Here is a 23,502-nt window from a genome sequence, read left to right as displayed (position 1 = left end):
GGTCAGGACCGGCCGAAGCGGCTGTCGATGAAGTCGAACAGTTCGTCGTCACTGGCGTCGTCGAGGCTGGCGGCCACCTCGCCGCCGTCGCCGTCCCAGCGGGCGAGCAGGGCGCGGAGCCGGGCCGCGACGGCGGTACGGGTCTCGTCGTCGGCGGTCAGTTCGGCGAGCGCGTCGGCTCCGGTGGCGGCGAACGCGGCTTCGAGGCGGTCCAGCTCGTCGAGAACGGTGGGCGCGGTCGCGGCCGGTCCGAGCCGGCCCAGCAGGTGCCCGGTCAGCGCCCCCGGGGTGGGATGGTCGAAGACCATCGTCGCCGGCAGGGTGAGCCCGGTCCGGGCGGTGAGCCGGTTGCGCAGGTCGACGGCGGTGAGCGAGTCGAAGCCGAGTTCGGTGAAGGAGCGGTCGGGTCCGACGGCGGCCGGTGACGCGTACCCGAGCACGTCGGCGACCTGGCTGGCGACCAGCTCGGCGACCAGGCGGGCCCGGTCCTCGGCGGACGCCCCGGCGAGCCGGTCGGCGAGGCCGCCGGTGGTCGTCGCGGCGGCGCGGCGCGCGGGCCCGCCGGCGAGGCCGTGCAGCGGCGCCGGCAGCTCGTCGCGGCCGGTGCGGGTCCGCAACGCCGCCAGGTCGAGGTGGACCGGGAGCAGCAGCGGCTGCCGGCCGCGCCGGCTGGCGTCGAACAGGGCCAGCGCCCGGTCGGTGGGGAGCGGGACGATGCCCTGGCGGGCGAGCCGGTCCCGGCCGGCGGCGCCCAGGTCGCGGGTCATGCCGCCGGTTTCCGCCCAGGGGCCCCAGGCCAGTGACGTGGCGGCGAGCCCGGCGGCGCGGCGGTGGTGCGCGAGACCGTCGAGGAACGCGTTGGCCGCCGCGTAGTTGCCCTGCCCGGGTGCGCCGAGCGGCCCGGCGATCGAGGAGAACAGCACGAACATGGGCAGGTCGAGGTGGCGGGTGAGGTCGTGCAGGTGCCAGGCGGCGTCGGCCTTGGGGCGCAGCACCGTCTCGGTGCGGTCCGGGGTGAGCGCGGTGACCACGGCGTCGTCGAGCGCGCCGGCGGCGTGCACCACGCCGGCGAGCGGATGTTCGGCGGGCACGGCGGCGAGCAGGCCGGCGAGCTGGTCGCGGTCGGCCACGTCGGCGGCGGTGAGGCTGGCGCGCGCGCCGAGACGGGTGAGGTCGGCGAGCAGGTCGGCCGCGCCGGGGGCGTCGGCGCCGTGTCGACTGACCAGCAGCAGGTGCCGGATCTTGTGGTGGGTGACGAGGTGCCGGGCGACGACGCCGCCGAGCGCGCCGGTCGCGCCGGTGATCAGCACGGTGCCGTCGGGGACGAGGTCGACGGCGCCGGTCGGGTCGGGTTCGGCCGGGGCGAGGCGCGGCACGAGCAGCCGGCCGTCGCGGAGCGCGAACTGGGGTTCGTCGGCGGCGAGCGCGCGGGCGAGCAGGTCGGCGTCGTCGTCACCGGCCAGGTCGGCGAGGACGAACCGGCCGGGGTGTTCGAGTTGCGCCGCGCGGACCAGTCCCCAGACGGCGGCGCCGGCCAGGTCGGTGACGTCATCGTCGGCGGGTACCGCGCCGCGGGTGAGCACCACGAGCCGCCGGTCGGCGTGCCGGTCGTCGGCCAGCCAGTCCTGGATCAGCGTGAGCGTGTCGGCGAGCCGGGTGCGGGTGTCGGCGAGCGGGTCGCCCGGCGCGGTGTCGCGGGCGGGGACGAGCACCAGCCGGGCGTCGGCGGCGGTCCCGGCGAGGCCGGTTCCCGGGTCGAGCGGCACGATTCCGGTGGCCGGTCGGGCCGGCAGCGGCACCGGGTTCCAGCGCAGGTCGTAGAGGGGCAGGTCGGCGGTGCCGGGGTCGAGTTGGTCGGCGGCGAGCGGTCGGGACACCAGGGCGTCGATGCGGGCCACCGGTGCGCCGGCCGCGTCGGCGAGCGTGAGCGTGCTGGCCGGGCCGCTGCGGGTGAGCCGTACCCGCAGGTGGGTGGCGCCCTCGGCGGTGAGCGTGACGCCGCTCCAGGACCAGGGCAGCCGGGCGCCGGCGTCGTCGGCGGCCGGGTCGTCGGCGAGGCCGACGACGTGCAGCGCGGCGTCGAGCAGCGCCGGGTGCAGCGCGTAGCCGGTGGTGGCGGCGCCGTCGGGCAGTTCCACCTCCGCGAAGACCCCGTCGGGCGTACGCCAGGCGGCGCGCAGCCCGCGGAACGTGGGCCCGTGGGTGACGCCGAGGTCGCGGAGCCGGGTGTAGATCGGTTCGACGGGCACGGCGACGCCGCCGGGCGGTGGCCAGGCGGTCAGCGGCTCGGCGGTCTCGCCCGCGCCGGGGGCGAGGACGCCGTCGGCGTGGGCGGTCCAGTCGGCGTGCGGGTCGTCGGCGGGCCGGGAGTGGACGGTGATCCGGCGTCGGCCGTCCTCGTCGGGCGCGGCGAGCTGGAGTTGGAGCGTGCGGGCGCCGTCGTCGGGCAGGACGAGCGGCGCGGCGAGCGTGAGTTCCTCGACGGTGTCGCAGCCGGCCTGTGCGCCGGCGTGCAGCGCCAGCTCGACCAGCGCGGTGCCGGGGACGACGATCCGGCCGCGCACGACGTGGTCGGCGAGCCAGGGTTGGGTACGCGCGGACAGCCGGCCGCCGTGGACGCGGACGTCGCCGGCGGCGGTGGTGAGCGCGGTGTCGAGCAGCGGGTGACCGGCGGCTCGGGCGCCCAGGCCGGCGGCGTCGTGGCCGGCGGTGCGGGCGTCGATCCAGTACCGCTGGTGTTGGAACGCGTAGGTGGGCAGGTCGACGGTGGCCGGCCGGCGTCCGTCGCGGGTGAACCAGGCCGCCCAGTCGATGCGGGTGCCGGCCACGTGCAACCGAGCCACCGCCGTGGTCAGCGCGGTGACCTCGTCCTGGTCGCGCCGCAACGCCGGAATGTGCTGCACCGGCCGGTCCGCCGGGGTGTCGGCGGCCATCGCGGTCAACGTCGCGTCCGGACCCACCTCCAGGAACGTGGACACACCCAACTCGTGCAACGTGGCCACCCCGTCGGCGAACCGCACCGCCTCCCGCACATGCCGCACCCAGTAGTCCGGACCCGCGATCTCCACCGGGTCGGCGAGCCGACCGGTCAGATTCGACACGATCGGCAGACGCGGAGCCTGCCAGTCCACACCACTGATCGCGGCCCGGAACCCGGCCAGCATCGGCTCCATCAACCGCGAATGGAAGGCGTGACTGACCGTCAACCGCTTCACCCGCCAACCCTCGGCAATGCACGCCTCGGCCACCCGATCCAGATCCGCCACCGGCCCGGACAACACCACCGACGACGGACCGTTCACCGCCGCCACATCCACCCCGGACGCCAACGCCCGAACCTGCGACTCCGACGCACCCACCGCCAACATCCCGCCACCAGCCGGCAACGCCTGCATCAACGACCCACGCGCCGCCACCAACACACACGCATCCGCAAGCGACAACACACCCGCCACATGAGCGGCCGTCACCTCACCGATCGAATGCCCCGCCACGTAGTCGGCCGTCACACCCCACGACGACAGCAGCTCCCACAACGCCACCTCCACCGCGAACAGGCCCGCCTGCGCATAGACGGTCTGATGCAGCAGATCACCGCCGTCGAACACCACCTCCCGCACCGAACGGTCCAAACGACCCTCGAACCCGGCACACACCCGATCGAACGCGTCCGCGAACACCGGAAACGCCCCGTACAACTCCCGACCCATACCGACCCGCTGCGCACCCTGACCGGTGAACAACACCGCCCGCCGACCCGACGACACCTCCCCGGTCACCACACCGGACGCGGACGCACCCTCCACGACGGCCGACAGGCCGGCCAGCAACGCGTCCCGATCCGTACCGACCACCACCGCCCGGTGCGCCAACGCGGCCCGCGCGGTCGCCAGCGAGAAGCCGACCTCGACCGGTGACACATCCGGGTGCCGCCGCAGGTGGTCGCGCAGCCGGGCCGCCTGACCCGCCAGCGCGTCCGACGACCGCCCCGACACCAGCCACGGCAGCACCGGCAACGCCGCCGCGTCGAGGACGGCCGGCGGCTCGTCCTCGGCCGGGGTGGGCGCTTCCAGGATCACGTGGGCGTTGGTGCCGGAGATGCTGAACGACGAGACCGCGGCGCGGCGGGGCCGGTCGGCGGCCGGCCAGGGGCGCGCGGACGTGGCCAGCTCGACCGCGCCGGCCGCCCAGTCCACCTTGGACGACGGCGCGTCCACGTGCAGCGTGGCCGGTACCGTGCCGTGCCGCATCGCCTGCACCATCTTGATCACGCCGGCCACGCCGGCGGCGGTCTGGGTGTGGCCGATGTTCGACTTGACAGACCCGAGCAGCAGCGGCGTCTCCCGCTCCTGCCCGTACGTGGCCAGCAACGCCTGCGCCTCGATCGGATCGCCCAGCGTGGTGCCGGTGCCGTGCGCCTCCACCACGTCCACCTCGGCGGCGGACAACCGGGCGTCGGCGAGCGCGGCCCGGATCACCCGCTGCTGCGACGGCCCGTTCGGCGCGGTCAGCCCGTTCGACGCGCCGTCCTGATTCACCGCGGACCCGCGCACCACGGCGAGGACCCGGTGGCCGAGCCGCTGCGCGTCGGCGAGACGCTCGACCAGGAGCACGCCGATGCCCTCGCCGAGCGCGGTGCCGTCGGCGGCGTCGGCGAACGCCCGGCAGCGGGCGCCCCGGGACAGGTTGTTCTGCCGGGTGAAGTCCACGAAGATCGACGGGGTCGGCAGCACTGTCACGCCGCCGGCCAGGGCCAGGTCGGATTCGCCGGCGCGCAGCGACTGCACGGCCAGGTGCAGCGCGACAAGCGACGACGAGCAGGCGGTGTCCACGGTGACGGCCGGTCCCTCGAACCCGAACGCGTACGACACCCGGCCGGAGCTGACGCTGCCGGCGCTACCCAGCCCCAGGTAGTCGGCGACCCCGTCGGGCACGTCGGCGGCACCGGCCGCGTAGTCGGCGTGGGTCAGCCCGGCGAAGACGCCGACGCGTGCGCCGCGCAGCCCGGTGGGGTCGACGCCGGCGGTTTCGAACGCCTCCCAGGACACCTCCAGCAGCAACCGCTGCTGCGGGTCCATGGCGAGCGCCTCGCGGGGCGAGACGCCGAAGAACGCCGGGTCGAAGCCGGCGGCGTCGGTCAGGAAGCCGCCGTCGCGCACGCAGGACGTGCCGGGGCGCTCCCGCTCCGGGTCGTAGAGCGTGGCGAGGTCCCAGCCCCGGTCGTCGGGGAACGGGCCGATCGCGTCCCCGCCGGCGGCCACCAGGTCCCACAGCGCGTCCGGCGAGGTGATCCCGCCGGGGAAGCGGCACGCCATGCCGACCACGGCGATCGGCTGGCGGGCGGCGTCCTCCACGTCGCGGAGCCGTTGCCGGGTCCGCCGCAGGTCGGTGGTGACCCTCTTCAGATACTCCCGGAGCTTCTCTTCGGTGTCCATCAACCTGACCCTCGGTCGGCGGGGACCTGCCGTCGTCCGGCGCGCACGCGTCATCCGGGAGCCACGGGTCCCCTTTGCGGGGAAGCTATGGCGTCGCGCTGAGCTGCGACAACCCCTAACCCGTAGGCCCGGCGGGCTAGGGGGTGGCCGGGCCGGCGGCGGCCCGGTTACCGTCCGGTGGACCGCCCTGGCGCCCGGTCGCGGGCGCCACCGCCGGAAGGACCGCGTGACGATGACCGACCACGACAACGGCCTGTGGGTTCGCCGGTTCCATCCGGCCCCGGACGACGCCCCGCGACTGGTGTGCCTGCCGCACGCCGGGGGCTCCGCGAGCTTCTTCTTCCCGGTGTCCCGGGCGCTGTCACCGGCCGTGGAGGTGCTCAGCATCCAGTACCCGGGCCGACAGGACCGCCGGCACGAGCCGTGCGTGCCGAGCATCGGTGAGCTGGCCCGGCAGGTGACCGACGTGCTGCGGCCCTGGCGGGACCGGCCGTTGGCGTTCTTCGGGCACAGCATGGGCGCGACGCTGGGCTTCGAGGTGGCGCGGCTGATCGAGGCCGAGGGTGGGACGGTGGCGCACCTGTTCCCGTCCGGCCGTCGGGCGCCGTCGTGTCACCGGCACGAGACGGTGCACCTGCTCGACGATGACGGGCTGCTGGCCGACGTGAAGAAGCTCAGCGGCCCCAACTCGGCGGTGCTCGGCGACCCGGACATGCTGCGTGCCGCGTTGCCGGCGATCCGCAGCGACTACCGGGCGGCGGAGACGTACACGTACGCGCCGGGGCCGAAGCTGAGCTGCCCGGTCACGGTGTTCACCGGGGACGCCGACCCGAAGACCACTGTGGACGAGGCGAGGGCCTGGTCGGAGCACACCACCGGCGCGTTCGACCTGCACGTCTTCCCGGGCGGGCACTTCTTCCTGGCGTCCCACCAGCCGGCGATCCTGCGTACCCTCTCGGCGGCGTTGACCGGCGCGGCGGTCCGCTGATTCCACTCGCCGGTCCCCGCCGCCCGGTCCGGGCGGCGGGGACCGTGGCGGTTCACGGCTTCTGCGCCACCGCGATGACGTAGTCGAGCAGACCCAGCTCCTTCTTGATCAGCTCGGTGTCGCGCCAGTGGTTGGCCATCCCCTTGACCGCGCTGCCGTCGGCGGCGGCCCGGAACGCCGGGTCGGACGGGCGGGCGGACTGGAACCGGCGCCAGCCCTCCCAGGTGCGGTCCGCGATGGAGTGCACCTCGACGGCGCCGAAGCCGGCGGCGGCGAGCTGCTCGCCGTAGGTCCTGCGGTCGTGCCAGTTCTCGTCCGGCAGGCTGAACTTGACGAAGCTGAGCGGGCCCGAGCTGATCGACATGCGCGGCGTGTCGTTGCTCAGCGGGATGATGTCGGCGGTGGCGATGGTGCCGCCCGGCCGCAGCACCCGGAACGCCTCGGCGAAGAACGCGCTGCGCGGGTGGAAGTGGAACGCCGACTCCAGCGCCACCACCCGGTCCACGCTGGCGTCCGGGAACGGCAGCGCGGTGGCGGTGCCGAGTTGGAAGTCGGCCCGGTCGGCCAGGCCCTCACGGCGGGCCCGTTCCTGGGCGTGCTCGACGTGGCGGGGGGTCACGTTGATGCCGTGCACCTTCGCCACCCGGCGGTCCCGCAGCCAGGCGAAGTCCTGGTCGCCGTAGCCGAAGCCGACGTCGACCACGGTGTCGTCGGGCTTGAACCCGGCGGCGTCGGCGAGCTTGTCGGCCAGCGCCTGGCCGGCCACGTCGATGCTGGTCACGCCCTCCTCCCAGTAGCCGACGTTCATGTAGCGGGAGGTGCGGGCCGCGAACTCGACGTCCGGCGACTGGATCTCGTAGAACCGGCGGACCCGGGTCACCGGGTCCTTGGTGGCCAGGGTCCGGATGACCCGGCCGAGGGTGCGGAGGTTCTCCAGCATGTCAGCTCCTCAGGGCTGTGCGGGGGTTGGTCAGGGCTGCAGGGCGGGCGCGGCGACCTGCCGGCGCAGGTCGGCCACCAGGGTGACGGCGGCGTCGGGGCCGGCGGCCACGCCGAAGAGGTAGAAGTCCGGCCGGATCAGCGCGGCGTCCGCGCCGCCCAGCCAGGTCGAGTAGACGCCGTCGAGGTCGGCCAGGTCGCCGACCGCCGCGCCGTCGTCGGCCGACCGCACGACCAGCCGGTACGCGCCGAGGTCGTCGAGGAACGCGACCGCGTCGTCGTCCAGCGGGGCGGGTTCCCGGGTGAGCAGCGTGAAGCCGACGCCCACCACGTCGTCGAAGCCACCGGTGCGCCCGTCGACCGTGACCCGGCCCTGCGGCGCGGGTTCACCGGCGCGCGGGGTGGGCGTGCCGTCGTCGGCGCGGTGCAGCACCCCGTCGACGATCGCCTCGCGCAGCGAGCGGACGTGCCGCTGCTGGGTACGCCGGCGCAGCGCGGCCAGCATCACCGAGTCCCGGCCGGCGGCCTTCTTCTGGTCGGTCTCGCAGATCACCGCCCCGGAGTCCATCGACATCCGGATCGCGTGCTGCACGTGCGCGCGCCGCTCCACCTGGTACGTGTCGAGCAGCGCCTCCCCGGCCCGGCCGCGGCGCACCAGGTCGAGTTTCCACGCCAGGTTGACCACGTCGCGGAAGCCGGAACTCATGCCCTGCCCGAGGAACGGCGGCATGACGTGCGCGGCGTCGCCGGCCAGGAACACCCGGCCGCGCCGCCACACGTCGGCGGAGCAGGCCTGGGTGGTGTAGACGCCGTACCGGTCCAGCCGGGCGTTGTCCGGGGTGATGTCGAACAGGCCGAGCAGCCGCCACGCGCTGGCCTCGGAGCGGAACTCCGCCAGGGTCTCCCCCGGCACCCGCATGAACTCCCACCGCCGGTGGTTCGGCCCGGCGGAGACGGCGGTACGCGGGCGCGCCGGGTCGCAGATCTGGAGGTTGTTCGGGGTGAACTCGCGCGGCGTGTGCAGCACCACGTCGCAGACCAGCCAGTCGTGGGTGAAGTCCAGGTCGGTGACGGTCGCGCCGAGCCAGCCCCGGACGAAGCTGTTCGCGCCGTCACAGCCGAGCACCCAGGACGCGGTGTAGGTGTGCGGGCCGCCGTCGCCGTCCACGGCGGTCACCTCGACCCGGTCGCCGTGGTCGGTCAGGCCGGTCACCTCGACGCCCCGCTGCACCTGCACGCCGGGCAGTTCCGCCCCGCGTTCGGCGAGCCGTTCCTCCACGCCGGGCTGGTAGAACGACGTGGAGTCGGGCCACCCGGACGGGCCGTCCGGCGCGGCGCGCACGTGCAGCAGCGTCCGGCCGAAGCCGTTCTTCCAGGTGTACTCGCCGGACAGTTCGGTCACGTCGCCGAGCCGGTCGGCCACGCCGCAGGCGGCGAGGATCCGGCTGGCCTCGCCGTCGTAGGAGACGGCGCGCGGCATGCTGTAGGGGGTGGTCCACTTCTCCAGCACCCGCACCGTGAAGCCGCGCTGCGCCAGCAGGATCGCGGCCACCTGGCCCACCGGGCCGTAGCCCACGATCAGTACGTCGGTCATCGCCGTCCCTCGTTCGTCCGCCTGGGCCGTCACAGCCCGAGTTCCGTGTCGATCAGGCTGAAGATCTCGTCGTCGCTGGCCCGGTCGAGGTCCAGGTCGTCGTCGGTGGCGGAGGCGCCGCGCATGGTCCGCCACTTGGCGACGAGCACCTCCAGCCGCGCCGCCACCTGGGTGTGCAGGTCCGCCTCGACGGTGGTCTCGGCGAGCGCCCGTTCCAGGCGTTCCAGCTCGGCGAGCACCGCCGGGGCGGCCTGCGCGCCGTCGGGCACCAGCCGGGAGCGCAGGTAGCCGGCCAGCGCCGCCGGGTCCGGGTAGTCGAAGACGGCGGTGGCCGGCAGCCGTTCCCCGGTCGCCTCGGTGAGCCGGTTGCGCAGCTCGACCGCGGTCAGCGAGTCGAAGCCCAGCTCGTGGAACGCCTGGCCGTCCCGGATGGCGTCCGGGCTGCCGTGGCCGAGCACCGCCGCGGCGGTGGCCCGGACCAGGTCGAGCAGGAGCGCGGACTGTTCCGCGCCGGTGAGCGCGCGCAGCCGCCCGGCCAGGTCGACGCCGCCGGTGGTGGCGGCGCGGGCCTTCGGCCGGTCGACGCGGACCAGGCCGCGCATCAGCGCCGGCACGTGCGGCCGGCCGGCGAGCGCGGCCCGGTCGACGCGGGTCGGCACCAGGTGCTCCTCCGGCGCGGCGAGGCCGGCGTCGAACAGCGCCATGCCCAGGTCGGACGGGATCGCGAGCTGCCCGTCGCGGGTGGTGCCGGCCCGGTCCACGCCGGCGGTCAGCGTGCTGGCCTGCGCCCACAGCCCCCAGGCGTACGCGCGGGCGGGCAGTCCGGCGCCGCGTCGCCGGCGGGCCAGCGCGTCCAGCCAGGCGTTGGCGGCGGCGTAGTTGCCCTGGCCGGGCACGCCGAACACGCCGGCCCCGGAGGAGAACAGCACGAACCCGGCGAGGTCGAGGTGGCGGGTCAGCTCGTCGAGGTGGCGGGCGGCGTCCACCTTGGGGCGGAACACGGTGTCGAGGCGTTCCGGGGTGAGCGCGGTGACCACGCCGTCGTCGAGCACGCCGGCCAGGTGCACCACGGCGGTGAGCGGATGCGCCGTCGGCACGGCGGTCAGCAGCCCCGCCACCGCGTCCCGGTCGGCGACGTCGGCGGCGGCCACGGTGACGGTGGCGCCGAGCGCGGTCAGCTCGGCGGTCAGCTCGGCCGCGCCGGGCGCGTCCGGGCCGCCCCGGCTGGCCAGCAGCAGGTGCCGCACACCGTGCCCGGTGACCAGCCGGCGGGCCACCAGGCCGCCCAGCAGGCCGGTGCCGCCGGTGAGCAGCACCGTGCCGTCCGGGTCCCAGGTCTCGGGCATGGTGAGCACCACCTTGCCGACGTGCCGGGCCTGGCTGACGTAGCGGAACGCGTCCGGGGCCTGCCGGACGTCCCAGGCGCGCACCGGCAGCGGGCGCAACGCGCCGGTGGCGAACAGCGCCAGCAGTTCGGTGAGCATCCGCTGGATCTCGTCCGGCTCGACCTGCGTCAGGTCGTACGCCTGGTAGTCGACGCCGGGGTGGTCGGCGGCGACCCGGGCCGGGTCGCGCAGGTCGGTCTTGCCCATCTCCAGGAACCGGCCGCCGCGCGGCAGCAACCGCAGCGACGCGTCGACGAACTCGCGGGCCAGCGAGTCGAGCACCACGTCCACGCCCCGGCCGCCGGTGGCGTCGAGGAAACGCGCCTCGAAGTCGAGCGTCCGGGACGACGCCAGGTGGTCGGCGGGCACGCCCAGCTCCCGCAGCGCCTGCCACTTGCCCTCGCTGGCGGTGGCGAAGACGTCCGCGCCGAGGTGGCGGGCGATCTGCACCGCCGCCATGCCGACGCCGCCGGCGCCGGCATGCACCAGCACGGACTCCCCGGCCCGCAGCCGGCCCAGCCCGACCAGCCCGCGCCAGGCGGTGAGGAACACCACCGGCACGGTCGCGGCCTGCGCGAACGTCCACCCGTCCGGCACCGGCGCGAGCAGCCGCCGGTCGGTGACCGCGACCGGGCCGAAGCAGCCGGTGAACACGCCGAGCACCCGGTCGCCGGGGCGCAGGTCGGTGACCGCCGCGCCGACCTCGGAGACGACGCCGGCGGCCTCCCCGCCGGGCGGACCGGGATCGCCCGGGTAGAGGCCGAGCGCGTTGAGCACGTCGCGGAAGTTCAGGCCGGCGGCGCGGACCCGGACCCGGACGTCGTACGCGCCGAGCGGCGCGTCGGCCGCGTCGGTGGGCACCAGTGCCAGGTGGTCGAGGCTGCCCCGGCGGGGCACGTCCAGCCGCCAGGCGGTCGCGTCGGCGGGCGGGGCGAGCGTCGGCGCGTCGGCGCGGCGGGCCAGCCGGGGCGCGTACGCGCCGCCGTCGCGCAGCGCCACCTGCGGCTCGTCGGCGGCGAGCACGGCGGTCAGGGTGGCCGCGTCGGGCATGCGGTCGGCGTCGAGCAGCACGAACCGGTCCGGGTGTTCGGACTGGGCGGAACGGACCAGGCCCCACGCGGCGGCGGCGGCCGGGTCGTCGACCTCGCCGGGCCCGTGCACGCCGACCGCGCCGCGGGTGAGCAGCACCAGCCGGGTCTCGGCCCAGCACGGCTCGGCCAGCCAGCGCTGCACCAGCGCGAGCGCGTCCCCGGCGAGCCGTCGCGCCCGGTCCGAGGCGGCGGGGTCGGTGCGGGTCGTCGTCCGGTGCACACCGGCCCCGGCGGTGAGCGGCGCGAGCACCGCGTCCGGCGGCGCGGCCCCGGCGTCGATCGTGGCGACCAGGGCGGACAGGTCGGCGTAGCGCGACAGGTCGGCCGCGGCGGACAGGTCGGCGTGGCGCGACAGATCGGCGGCGGACGGGTCGGCGGCGGCGCCCGGGGCGGCGAGCACGGCGATCCGGGCCGGGGCCGGCGCGGTGGGCGTCGGCAACGGCTGCCACGTCAGGTGGAACAGCGCGTCGGTGACCGCGTCGTCGCGGGCGCCCAGTTCGGCGCGGGAGATCGGGCGCATGGCCAGCGACGCCGCCTCGATCACCGGCGCGCCGGCCGGGTCGGTGGCGGACAACGCGAACGCGTGCGGGCCGACCCGCCGCAGCCGGACCCGCAGCGTGGTGGCGCCGGTGGCGTGCACGGTGAGCCCGTTCCAGGCGAACGGCAGCAGGATCTTCTCGCCGCCGGCGTCGGCGAGACCACCGAAGTGCGCGGCGTGCAGCGCGGCGTCGAGCAGCGCCGGGTGCAGCGCGTACCGGTCGGCGTCGGCGCGCGGGCCGGCCGGCAGCTCCACCTCGGCGTACACCTCGTCGTCGCCGGTCCGGACCGCGCGCAGGCCCTGGAACGCCGGGCCGTAGCCGTACCCCTCGTCGACCAGGCGGTCGTAGAAGCCGGTCAGGTCGACGGCGTGGGCGTCCGGCAGCGGCCCGGCCGGCGTCGCCGGGGTGGCTCCGGCGGCGGAGAGCGTGCCGCTGCCGTGCCGGGTCCACGGCGCGTCGGGCGGCCCGGCGGCGGGCCGGGAGTGCACGGTGACCGGGCGGCGGCCGTCGTCGGCGGGCGGACCGACCGCGACCTGCACCTGGGTGGCGGCGTCCTCGGGCAACGTCAGCGGCGCCTCGATGACCAGCTCGTCGAGGGCGGGGCAGCCGACCTCGTCGCCGGCCCGCAGACACAGCTCGACCAGCCCGGTGCCGGGCACCAGCACCCGACCGGCGACCCGGTGGTCGGCCAGCCAGGGCTGCTCGGCGACCGCGAGCTGGCCGGTGAACAGGTGCCCCCGCCCGTCGGCCAGCGGCACCGACGCGCCGAGCAGCGGATGCCCGGCGGCGGCCAGCCCGGCCGCGCCGACGTCGGCGGCGCCGGTGACCGGGCGGGGCCAGTAGCGGCGGTGCGCGAACGCGTACGTGGGCAGGTCGACCCGGCGTCCGCCGGCCAGCACCGGCTGCCAGTCGACGGGTACGCCGCGCACGTGCAGCGCGGCCACGGAGAGCAGGAACCGGGCCCGGTCGCCCCGGCCGCGCTGCACCGAACCGACCACCACCGCCGGATGGTCGTGTTCCTGGACCGTCTGCTCGATGCCCGGCGTGAGCACCGGATGCGGGCTGCACTCGACGTACGTGTGGTGGCCCTCGGCGGTCAGCGCGCGTACCGCGCCCGCCAGTTCGACCGGCTGGCGCAGGTTGCGGTACCAGTAGTCGGCGTCCATCTCCTCGCCGCCGAGCCAGCACAGGTCGGTGGTGGAGTAGATCGGCACCGCCGCCGGTCCGGGCGTGACGCCGGCGACCGCCTCGGCCAGCTCGGCGCGGATCCGCGCCACCTGCGGGGAGTGGGACGCGTAGTCGATCGGGATCCGGCGCAGCCGGATGCGGTCGGCGTCCAGCTCGGCGGCGAACGCGTCGACCGCGTCCGGTTCGCCGGAGACCACCACGTTCGCCGGGCCGTTGACCGCGCCCACCGCCAGCCGGTCGCCGTACCGGGCGATCCGCTCGCGGACCACCTCGGCCGGGAGCGGCACGGCGGCCATCACCCCGGCGCCGGCCAGCTTGCGCAGCGCGCGGGCACGCAGCGCCACCAGTCGGGCGGCGTCGGTCAGCGACAGCACGCCGGCCACGCAGGCGGCGGCGATCTCGCCCTGCGAGTGGCCGACCACGGCGGCGGGCTGCACGCCGTACGAGCGCCACAGCTCGGCCAGCGACACCATCACCGCGAACAGCAGCGGCTGCACCACGTCGGCCCGCTCGGCGTCGGGCGTGCCGGGCGCCTGCCGCAGCAGGTCCCGCAGCGGGTGGTCCAGCCAGGGCCGCAGCGCGGCGTCGCAGGCGGCCATCCGCTCGGCGAACACGGGCGCCTCGTCGAGCAGGTCCAGCGCCATGCCGGCCCACTGGGAGCCCTGGCCGGGGAAGACGAACACCAGCTTGCCGGTGGCGGTGACGTCGCCGCGTACCAGGTCGGTGGCGGGCTCGCCGGCGACGAGCGCGTCCAGGCCGGCGGTGATCTCGGCCGGGTCGCCGACCAGCACGGCCCGGTGGTCGAAGCCGGCCCGGGTGGTGGCCAGCGACCAGGCCACGTCGAGCGGTCGCTGGTCGGGTCGGTCGGCGAGGTGGTCGCGTAGCCGGCGGGCCTGCCCGGCCAGCGCCTCCGGGGTACGCGCGGAGAGCAGCCACGGCAGCGCCACCGGCCCGGCCGGCGGCTCGGCGTCGACGGCCGGCTCGTCCGGCACGGCCTCGAGCACCACGTGGGCGTTGGTGCCGCTGATGCCGAACGAGGAGACGCCGGCGCGGGCCGGCCGGTCGGTACGCGGCCACGGCCGGGCCTCGGTGAGCAGGTCGACCGCGCCGGCCGCCCAGTCGACGCGGCTGGTGCGCTGCTCGGCGTGCAGCGTGCGGGGCAACCGACCGTGCCGCATGGCGAGGACGACCTTCAGCATCCCGGCGACGCCGGCCGCGGCCTGGGTGTGGCCGAGGTTGGACTTCACGGAGCCGAGCAGCAGCGGCGGGACGCCGTCGGGCCGGCGGCCGTAGGTGGCGAGGATCGCCTCGGCCTCGATCGGGTCGCCGAGTGGCGTGCCGGTGCCGTGCGCCTCGACCGCGTCGACGTCGGCCGGGTCGAGCCCGGCGGCGGCCAGCGCGGCCCGGATCACGCGTTCCTGGGACGGACCGTTGGGGGCGGTGAGGCCGTTGGACGCGCCGTCGGAGTTGACCGCCGAGCCGCGCACCACGGCCAGCACCGGGTGGCCGCGTCGGCGGGCGTCGGAGAGCCGTTCCACCACCAGCACGCCGACGCCCTCGGACATGCCGAACCCGTCGGCGTCCTCGGCGAACGCCTTGCACCGGCCGTCCGGGGCGAGGCCACGCTGGCGGCTGAAGCCGGTCAGCCCGGCCGGACTGGACAGCACCGACACGCCCCCGGCGAGCGCCAGGTCGCAGTCGCCCTGACGCAGCGCCTGCGTGGCCAGGTGCAGCGCCACCAGCGAGGCGGAGCAGGCGGTGTCCACGGTGACCGCCGGCCCTTCCAGCCCCAGCGCGTACGCGACCCGCCCGGAGAGCACGCTGGCAGCGGTGCCGGTGAGCAGGTGTCCCTCGTCGGCGACGGTCTCGCCGTCGTCGGCGGTGGCGCCGGGGGTGATCCGGTCGGCGTAGTCCTGGCCGTGGGTGCCGGCGAACACGCCGGTGCGGCTGCCGCGCAGCGTGTCCGGGTCGATGCCGGCCCGTTCCAGCGCCTCCCAGGAGGTCTCCAGCAGCAGCCGGTGCTGCGGGTCCATGGCGAGCGCCTCGCGGGGGCTGATGCCGAAGAACGCGGCGTCGAAGTCGGCGAGCCCGGTGAGGAAGCCACCGGCCCGGGTGTAGGTGCGGCCGGGCGTGCCGGGCTCCGGGTCGTACAGGTCGGCGAGCGGCCAGCCCCGGTCGGTGGGCAGGTCGCCGATCACCTCGCCGCCGGCGTCGAGCAGCCGCCACAGCTCCTCCGGGGAGCCGATGCCGCCGGGGAACCGGCAGGCCATCGCGACGACCGCGACCGGCTCGTCCAGCGCGACGGTGGTGGCGTCGGCGACCTCGGTGGCGGCGGTGCCGAGCAGCCGGGCGTGCAGGTGCGCGGCGAGCAGTTCCGGGGTGGGATGGTTGAACACGGCGTGCGGGGCGAGCCGGACGCCGGTGGCGGCGGAGAGCCGGTTGCTCAGCTCCACCGCCATCAGCGAGTCGAAGCCGAGTTCCTTGAACGGGCGGCGCGGTTCGATCTGGTCCGGCCCGGCGTGCCCGACGACAGTGGCGCAGCGGGTGCGGACCAGGTCGAGCAGGAGCGCGGCCCGGTCCGGCTCGCCGAGGCCGGCCAGGCGGTCGGCGAAGCCGGTTCCGGTGCTGGTGCCGGGCTCGGCGACAACGGCCCGGCGCGGGGCCGGCGGCAGTAGCGCCCGCAGCAGCGCCGGCACCTCCCCGGTGGCGCGGACCGCGGCCAGGTCCAGTCCGATCGGCACCAGCGTCGCCGGCTCGGCGCGCAGCGCGGCGTCGAACAGCGCCAGCCCGGCGGCGGCGTCCAGTGGACGGGTGCCGGCGCGGGCGAGCCGGGCCAGGTCGGCGGCGGTGAGTCGGCCGGCCATTCCGTCGGTCTCGGCCCACAGGCCCCAGGCGAGCGCGGTGCCGGGCAGCCCGCGGGCGCGGCGGTGCGCGGCGAGCGCGTCGAGGAACGCGTTGCCGGCGGCGTAGTTGCCCTGGCCGGGGCTGCCGAACGTGGCCGAGGCGGAGGAGAACAGCACGAACGCGGCCAGGTCGAGGCCGGCGGTCAGCTCGTGCAGGTGCCAGGCGCCGTGCATCTTGGCCCGCAGCGCGCCGGCCCAGCGGTCCGGGTCGAGGTCGGTGAGCAGCGCGTCGTCGGTGGCGCCGGCGGCGTGCACGACGGCCACCAGCCGGTCGGCGATCGGGGCCAGCACGGCGGCGAGCGCGTCCCGGTCGGCGACGTCGGCGGCGACCACCCGGACGTCGACGCCGGTCGCGGCCAGCTCGTCGGTCCAGGGGGCGGGCCGGCCGGTACGGCTGAGCAGCACCAACTCCCGCACGTCGTACGTCTGCGCGAGGTGGACCGCGACGTGCCGGCCGAGGCCGCCGGTGCCGCCGGTGAGCAGCACCGCGCCACCGGACAGCGCGGGTCGCGCGGCGGCGTCGGACTCGGTGGCCGGGCGGAGCCGGGGCAGCACCGCGCGGCCGTCGCGGACCGCGACCTCGGGTTCGTCGTCGGCGGCGGCAAGCGCGGCGCGGACGGTGGTGTCGTCGACGGTGTCCAGGTGCAGCAGCAGGAACCGGTCGGGGTGCTCGGCGCGGGCCACCCGGAGCAGGCCGGCGGCCGGGGCGTGCGCCGGGTCGCCGTCGCGCACCGCCACCGCGAGCCGGGTGTCGACGGCACGCGGGTCGTCGAGCCAGCGGTGCAGCACGCCGAGCAGGTCCAGGCCGATCGCGTCGGCGCGCTGCGCGACGGTGCTGTCCGGGTCGCCGTCGGGTAGGCGCAGCACCAGCACCGGCGGCAGCGGCCCGGTCGCCGGGACCGCGTCGGCGAGCGTCCAGGTGGGCACCGGGCCGCTCGGGGCGGGCAGCCAGTCCACCGTGTACAGCCCGCCCGGGCCGGTCTCCGGCGCCGGGGCGGCGGCGGACGGCAGCGTCACGGCGCGCAGCGCGATCCGGTCGACGTCGAGCACCGGCCGGCCGGCGTCGTCGACGGCGTTGAGCGTGACCGCGTCCGCGCCGGCCGGGGCGAGACTGACCCGCAGCGCGTACGCGCCGGTGGCGTGCCGGCGTACGCCGGTCCAGTCGGTGGGCACGATCCGCTCCCCCGGCCCGGCCGGCGGGGCGAACCCGGCCAGCGGGAGCAGGTCCAGCGCGGCGTCGAGCACGTCCGGGTGCACGCCGTACCGCTCGGCGTCCGGGTCGGCGGCGTCGTCGGACAGCCGTACGTCGAGGTGCAGCCGGTCCCCGGCGGTCCAGGCGGCCCGCAGCAGCGGATGCGCCGCCTCGACCGGGCGGGCGCCGGCCGGCGGCCAGGCCGGGGCCGGTACGCCGGGCGCGGCGAGCGGGTCGGCCGGGGCGAGTACCGCGTCGGCGACCGCCCGCCACGGCTCGTGCTCGCCGGCGCGGACGTGACAGCGGGCGGCGCGTCGGCCGGCGGCGTCCGGGCCGGCGACGTCGAACTGGAGGTCGACCGCGAGGCCGGCGGGCAGCGGCGCGGGTTCCGGCATCCGCAGGTCGGCCAGGACCGGGGTGTCGAGTCGTTCGCCGAGGTGGCCGAGCGCGTCGAGCAGCACGGCGGCGGGCAGCAGCGGCGCGGCGCCGTCCGGGGTGGCCGGCCGGGTGGCGGTGAACCGTCCGGTGGCGAGCACCTGGCCGGTGCCCGCGACAGGCAGCACGGCGGCGAGCAGCGGGTGCCCGGCGTCGCCGGTCGGTGCGCCGGGGGTGGCGGGCAGCCAGTAGTGCCGGTGCCGGAACGCGTAGGTGGGCAGCGCGACGGGCGCGTGCGGGCCGGGGCCGGCCAGCGCGGCCCGGTCCACCGGCACGCCGCGCACGTGCAGTCGGGCGGCGGCGGTGAGCAGCGCCGCCGGTTCGGGCGTGCCGGCCCGCAGCGTGGGCACGAACGCCAGGTCGTCGCCGGCGTCGGCGAGGCACTCGGCGGCCAGCGCGGTGAGCACGCCGCCGGGGCCGATCTCCAGGAACGTGGTGGCGCCCTCGGTGTGCAGGGCGCGGACGCCGTCGGCGAAGCGCACGGTGTCGCGGACGTGGGCCACCCAGTGCTCGGGCGAGGTGAGCCGGGCCGCGTCGACCGGCGCACCGGTCAACGTGGACACCACCGGCAGTTGCGGCGCGCGGTAGGTCAGCCCGGCGGCGACCTCCCGGAACGCGTCCAGCATCGGCGTCATGCGCGGCGAGTGGAACGCGTGTGACACGCGCAGCCGGCTGGTGCGGCGGCCGGCGGCGCGCAACGTGGCGGCGACCGCCTCGACCGCGTCGGCGTCGCCGGAGAGCACCACCGCGGTCGGCCCGTTCACGGCGGCCAGCCCGACCCGGTCGGTCAGGTGCGGCAACACCTCGGTCTCGTCGGCCTCCACCGCGACCATCGCGCCGCCGGCCGGCAACGCCTGCATGAGCCGGCCCCGGGCGGCGACCAGCGCGGCGGCGTCGGCGAGCGTGAGCACACCGGCCACGTGCGCGGCGGCGATCTCGCCGATCGAGTGGCCGAGCAGCAGGTCCGGGCGGACGCCCCAGGATTCGAGCAGCCGGTGCAGCGCCACCTCCACGGCGAACAGCGCCGGCTGGGTGTAGCGGGTCTCGTGCAGCAGCGCGGCCCGCGTGTCGCCGTCCGGGGCGAGGGCCACGTCGGCGACCGACTGGCCGGTGACGTGCCGGTCCAGTTCGGCGCAGGCGGCGTCGAACGCCTCCGCGTAGACCGGGTACGCGGCGCGCAGCTCCCGGCCCATGCCGGCGCGTTGCCCGCCCTGCCCGCCGAAGAGCACGGCGAGCCGGCCGTCGGAGACGCGGCCGGTGAGCACGCCGGCCGGGTCGGTGTCGCCGCGGCTCAGCGCCGTCAGCGCGGCGCGGGCGTCGGCCGGGTCGCCGACCAGCAGCGCCGCCCGGTGGTCCAGTGCCGCCCGCGTGGTGGCCAGCGCGTACGCCACGTCGGCCGGGTCGGCGTCGATCCGGTCCAGCCGGCTCAGCAGCCGGGCCGCCTGGTCGCGCAGGCCCTCCCGGCTGGCCGCGGAGAGCAGCCACGGCACGACGCCGGCCGGCTGCCGCCGGGTGACCGGCGGCGGGGCGGGCGCGGCGGGGGCCGCCTCGACGACGACGTGGGCGTTGGTGCCGCTGATGCCGAACGAGGAGATGCCGGCACGGCGGGGCCGGTCCACGTCGGGCCACGGCCGGGCGTCGGTGAGCAGCTCGACCGCGCCGGCCGACCAGTCGACCTCGCCGGTCGGCGCGTCCACGTGCAGCGTGCGCGGCAGCGTGCCGTGGCGCAGCGCGAGCACCATCTTCATCACCCCGGCCGCGCCGGCCGCCGCCTGGGTGTGGCCGAGGTTCGACTTGAGCGAGCCGAGCAGCAGCGGACGGTCCGCCGGCCGGCCCTGCCCGTACGTGGCGAGCAGCGCCTGCGCCTCGATGGGGTCGCCGAGCCGGGTGCCGGTGCCGTGCGCCTCGACGGCGTCCACGTCGCCCGGTCCGAGGCCGGCGGTGGCCAGCGCCCGCCGGATGACCCGTTCCTGGGCCGGCCCGTTCGGCGCGGTGAGCCCGTTCGAGGCCCCGTCCTGGTTGACCGCGCTGGCGCGCAGCAGCGCCAGCACCGGGTGGCCGTGGCGGCGGGCGTCGCTGAGCCGTTCCAGCAGCAGCACGGCCACGCCCTCGGACCAGCCGGTGCCGTCGGCGGCCTCGGCGAACGCCTTGCACCGGCCGTCCGGCGCGAGTCCGCGTTGGCGGCTGAACTCGACGAACGCCTGCGGGGTGCCCATCACCGCGACGCCGCCGGCCACCGCGAGCGCGCAGTCCCCTGCGCGCAGCGCCTGCGCGGCCAGGTGCAGCGCGACCAGCGACGACGAGCAGGCGGTGTCCACGGTCACCGCCGGTCCCTCCAGGCCCAGCGCGTACGCGACCCGCCCGGAGACCACGCTGCCGGCGGTGCCGACGCCGAGGTAGCCCTCGGTGCCGGGCGGCGCCTGGCCGACGTTGGCCGCGTAGTCGTGGTGCATCACGCCGGTGAACACGCCGGTGGCGCTGCCGCACAGCCCGGTCGGGTCGATCCCGGCGCGCTCGAACAGCTCCCAGGACGTCTCCAGCAGCAGTCGCTGCTGCGGGTCCATGGCGAGCGCCTCGCGCGGGCTGATCGCGAACAGGGTGGCGTCGAAGTCCCCGGCGCCGGCCAGGAACCCGCCCACCCGCACGTACGAGGTGCCGGCCCGGTCGGGGTCGTCGGCGAACAGGTGCGTCAGGTCCCAGCCCCGGTCGGTGGGGAACCCGGTGAGCCCCTCGCCGCCCGATTCCAGCAGTTCCCACAGCTCGTCGGGGCCGGTGACGCCGCCGGGCAGCCGGCAGGCCATGGCGACGATCGCCACCGGGTCGTCGGCGGCGACCGGGCCGGTCCGGGCGGCGGCGTCCGCGATTCCGGCCTCGGTCGGGCCGGCGCCGCGCAGCAGCGTGGCCAGGTGCCGGGTGAGCGCGGCGGGTGTCGGGTGGTCGAACGCGGCGGTGGCGGAGAGCCGGGCGCCGGTGGCTCGATTCAGCCGGTCGCGCAGCGCGACCGCGCGAACCGAGGTGAACCCGAGTTCGGTGAACGCCCGGCCGGGCCGGACCGCGCCCGCGCCGGGCAGCCCGGCGACCTCGGCGGTGGCGGCCCGGACCAGGTCGGCCAGGAGGCGGTCGCCGTCGGCGGTGGTGAGCGCCGCGAACCGGCGGCGCAGCGCGTCCGCGTCGTCGTCGGGCCGGGTCGGGCCGCGCCAGGCCGGGTGGGCGGCCACCCGCTCGGCCGGGCCGGCCACCAGCACCAGGTCGTCGCCGTCGTGCGCGACGTCGAACGCGGCGGTCTCGGCCCACGCCGGTCCGGTCACCCCGATCAGCCGGGCCGGCAGCCCGGCCGCGTGCCGCCGGGCGACCAGCGCGTGCAGCGCGGCGACCGCGCCCGCCGCCGGTTCCCGTCCGGCGGCGCCGAGCAGCACGTCGGCGGGGACCAGCACGGTGTACGCGGTGGCGGCGGCGTGCCGGGTGTCCCGGTCCAGCCGGCCGGCCAGGTCGAGCAGCCGGGCGCTCCGGTCGTGGTCGGTCAGGTCGGCCGCGCGGACCCGCAGCACGGCCGCCCCGACCGGTTCGGCGTCCCGGGTCGCGAGGTCGGTGGTGGGGCCGTCGACCGGCACCAGCCGCAGCGACCGGGCACCGTACGCGCCGGTCAGGTGTCGGGCCAGCGCCGCCCGCTCGGCGGTGTCCGCGCCGGCCAGCACCGCCGGCGCGGCCGGGTCGAGCACCGTGGCGGCGTGTTCCGGGGCCGGCGCGGCGGCCGGCGCGGGCGTCGCGTACCGGGCGGTGCCGGCGCGCAGCGCGACCTGGGCGGCGCCGGCGTCCACCACGGACGGCAGCAACGCCGCCGAGGCCGGGTCGGCGTCGACGAGCACGATCCGGTCCGGCCGGGCGGCCTGCCGGCAGCGCGCCTGCGCCCAGGCGACGGCGGCGGCCGGGACCAGGTCGGGGTCGTCGGGCGTGTCGGCGGTGGACGCGTCCACCGCGCCGCTGGTCAGCACCACCACCCGGGCGGTCGCGTAGCGCGCGTCGTCGAGCCAGCCGGGCAGTGCCGCCGGGTCGACGCCGGCCAGCACCAGCACGTCCGCGTCGGTGTCGGTGGAGTGGGCGCCGGTGTGGACGTCCTCGCCCTCGGCGGTCAGCGCGTCGGCGACCGCCCCGGCGTGCGGTCCGACGACCGCCCAGCGCCGGCCGGGGACCCGGTCGGCCGGGTCCAGTGGACGCCAGGTGAGCCGGGTCAGCGCCTCGTGGTGCGTGCCGTTGACCGCGCGCAGCCGGGCCGGCGTCTCCGCCAGCAGCCGCCGGGTGACCTTCCCGGAGGCGGTCCGCGGCACCGCGTCGATCTCGTACAGCTCCTGCGGCACCTTGTGGTACGCGAGCCGCTCGCGGCAGGCGGCGTACGCGGCGGCCGGCGCGAAGCCCTCCGGCGCGGGCACCACGTACGCGACCGGCACCTCGCCGAGCACCTCGTGCGGGCGGCCGGTGACCGCCACGTCGGCCACGCCGGGCACCGCGCGCAGCACGTCCTCGACCTCGACCGGGTGCACCTTCTCGCCGCCCCGGATGATCAGTTCCCGGTGCCGGCCGGTGACGAAGAGGTTCCCGTCGGCGTCGCGGCGGGCCAGGTCACCGGTGCGGTACCAGCCGTCGCGCAGTGCCGCCGCGGTGGCCTCGGGCAGCCCGTGGTAGCCGAGCATGACGCCCGGGCCGCGGACCCACACCTCGCCCTCGTCACCGGTCGGCACGTCGCGGCCGGTGTCCGGGCTGACCAGGCGCACCTGCACGCCGTCCACGGCCCGGCCGCAGGAACCCTCGGCCCGGGGCTCGTCCGGGCGGGTCACCGCGATCGAGCCGCACGTCTCGGTGCTGCCGTACGCGTCGAGCAGCGGCGCGTCGAAGACCTCCTCGAACGCGCGTCGCAGCTCCCCGGTGGTGATCGCGCCGCCGACCAGGCACACCCGCAGCGCGGGCGCGCGGAACCCGTCGGCGCGGGCCGCGTCGACCAGGTGGTGGTACATGGCGGGCACGCCGGCCAGCACGGTCGCCTCGTCCTCGGCGACCGCGCGCAGCACGTCGGCGGCGGCGAAGCCGTCGACCAGGCGGGCGCTCGCGCCGACCGCGGTCACGCTCAGCACGCAGCCGATGTGGGAGAGGCTGTGGAACAGCGGCAGCGGCCAGACCACCCGGTCGGCGGCGGTCAGGTCGGGCACCGGCACGTAGCAGGCGGCCACCGACCAGAGGCAGGTGCGCTGAGTGGAGAGCACGCCCTTGGGTTGGCCGGTGGTGCCGGACGTGTAGAGCATCCAGGCGACCTCGTCCAGGCCGAGGTCGTCCCGGGCGTCGGCGGCCGGCGCCGCGTCGACGAGCGCCGGCCAGGCCGTCGCCGGGTCCGGGTACGGCCCGTCGCCGGTCACCCAGATCCGCAGGTCGGGCCGGTCCGCGCGAAGCCGCAGGAACTGGTCGACGTGCTGCGGGTCGGTGACCACCAGCACCGCGCCGGAGTCGTCGAGCAGGTGGGCCAGCTCGGCGTCCGTGCTGCGCGGGTTCAGCGGTACGCCGACCGCCGCGGCCCGGGTCACGGCCAGCCAGGTCTCCACCGTCTCCACCCGGTTGCCCAGGCAGAACGCGACCCGCTCACCCCGGCCGACGCCCGCGTCGACCAGGTGGCCGGCCAGCCGGGCGGTGACCGCCTCCAGCGCGGCCCAGGACACCGCCCGGTCCGCGTCGCGGAACGCCACCTGGTCCGGCAGCCGGCCGGCGTGGGCCCGGAGCAGTTCGGGCAACGGCTGGACCAGGTCACTCCGAAGCATGTCAGCACATCC

General features: G+C 77.0%; 5 protein-coding genes. 1 reads left to right on the top strand and 4 read right to left on the bottom strand.

Features of this window, described 5'->3' with window-relative positions:
* Positions 1-2 precede the first annotated feature (2 nt).
* Positions 3-5,435, bottom strand: coding sequence for a type I polyketide synthase (locus tag C8054_RS25720; RefSeq protein ID WP_107161155.1), 5,433 nt, complete (start codon positions 5,433-5,435; stop codon positions 3-5).
* Positions 5,436-5,667: 232 nt separating this feature from the next.
* Between C8054_RS25720 and C8054_RS25715 the strand changes: the two genes are divergently transcribed.
* On the top strand, positions 5,668-6,423 hold the full coding sequence (locus tag C8054_RS25715) for a thioesterase II family protein (RefSeq protein WP_306766828.1): 756 nt from the start codon (positions 5,668-5,670) through the stop codon (positions 6,421-6,423).
* A 52-nt stretch (positions 6,424-6,475) separates the two neighbouring features.
* Here C8054_RS25715 and C8054_RS25710 read toward each other — a convergent pair whose 3' ends face one another.
* Genes C8054_RS25710 through C8054_RS25700 form a run of 3 tightly spaced genes read right to left on the bottom strand, consistent with a single transcriptional unit; the run spans position 6,476 to position 23,490 of the window.
* Positions 6,476-7,363 (bottom strand): class I SAM-dependent methyltransferase, encoded by an 888-nt coding sequence (locus C8054_RS25710; protein WP_107161151.1) that lies wholly within the window; start codon positions 7,361-7,363, stop codon positions 6,476-6,478.
* Between the two features lie 30 nt (positions 7,364-7,393).
* Entirely contained in the window at positions 7,394-8,956 is a 1,563-nt protein-coding gene (locus C8054_RS25705) for a bifunctional 3-(3-hydroxy-phenyl)propionate/3-hydroxycinnamic acid hydroxylase (protein ID WP_107161149.1), read from the bottom strand.
* Between the two features lie 29 nt (positions 8,957-8,985).
* Positions 8,986-23,490: a type I polyketide synthase gene (locus tag C8054_RS25700; RefSeq protein WP_107161146.1), complete on the bottom strand. Its 14,505-nt coding sequence runs from the start codon at positions 23,488-23,490 to the stop codon at positions 8,986-8,988.
* Between the last annotated feature and the right edge of the window lie 12 nt (positions 23,491-23,502).

The organism is Micromonospora sp. RP3T, assembly GCF_003027925.1.
Classification (GTDB): domain Bacteria; phylum Actinomycetota; class Actinomycetes; order Mycobacteriales; family Micromonosporaceae; genus Micromonospora.
The sequence above is the reverse complement of the archived record's forward strand: the minus strand, read 5'-3'. Positions and strand labels throughout refer to the sequence as shown.

Bases quoted from the DNA above. Each gene is read 5' to 3' on its own strand.
- C8054_RS25710 (WP_107161151.1), bottom strand. From the start codon at position 7,363: ATGCTGGAGAACCTCCGCACCCTCGGCCGGGTCATCCGGACCCTGGCC.
- C8054_RS25715 (WP_306766828.1), top strand. From the start codon at position 5,668: ATGACCGACCACGACAACGGCCTGTGGGTTCGCCGGTTCCATCCGGCC.
- C8054_RS25700 (WP_107161146.1), bottom strand. From the start codon at position 23,490: ATGCTTCGGAGTGACCTGGTCCAGCCGTTGCCCGAACTGCTCCGGGCC.
- C8054_RS25720 (WP_107161155.1), bottom strand. From the start codon at position 5,435: ATGGACACCGAAGAGAAGCTCCGGGAGTATCTGAAGAGGGTCACCACC.
- C8054_RS25705 (WP_107161149.1), bottom strand. From the start codon at position 8,956: ATGACCGACGTACTGATCGTGGGCTACGGCCCGGTGGGCCAGGTGGCC.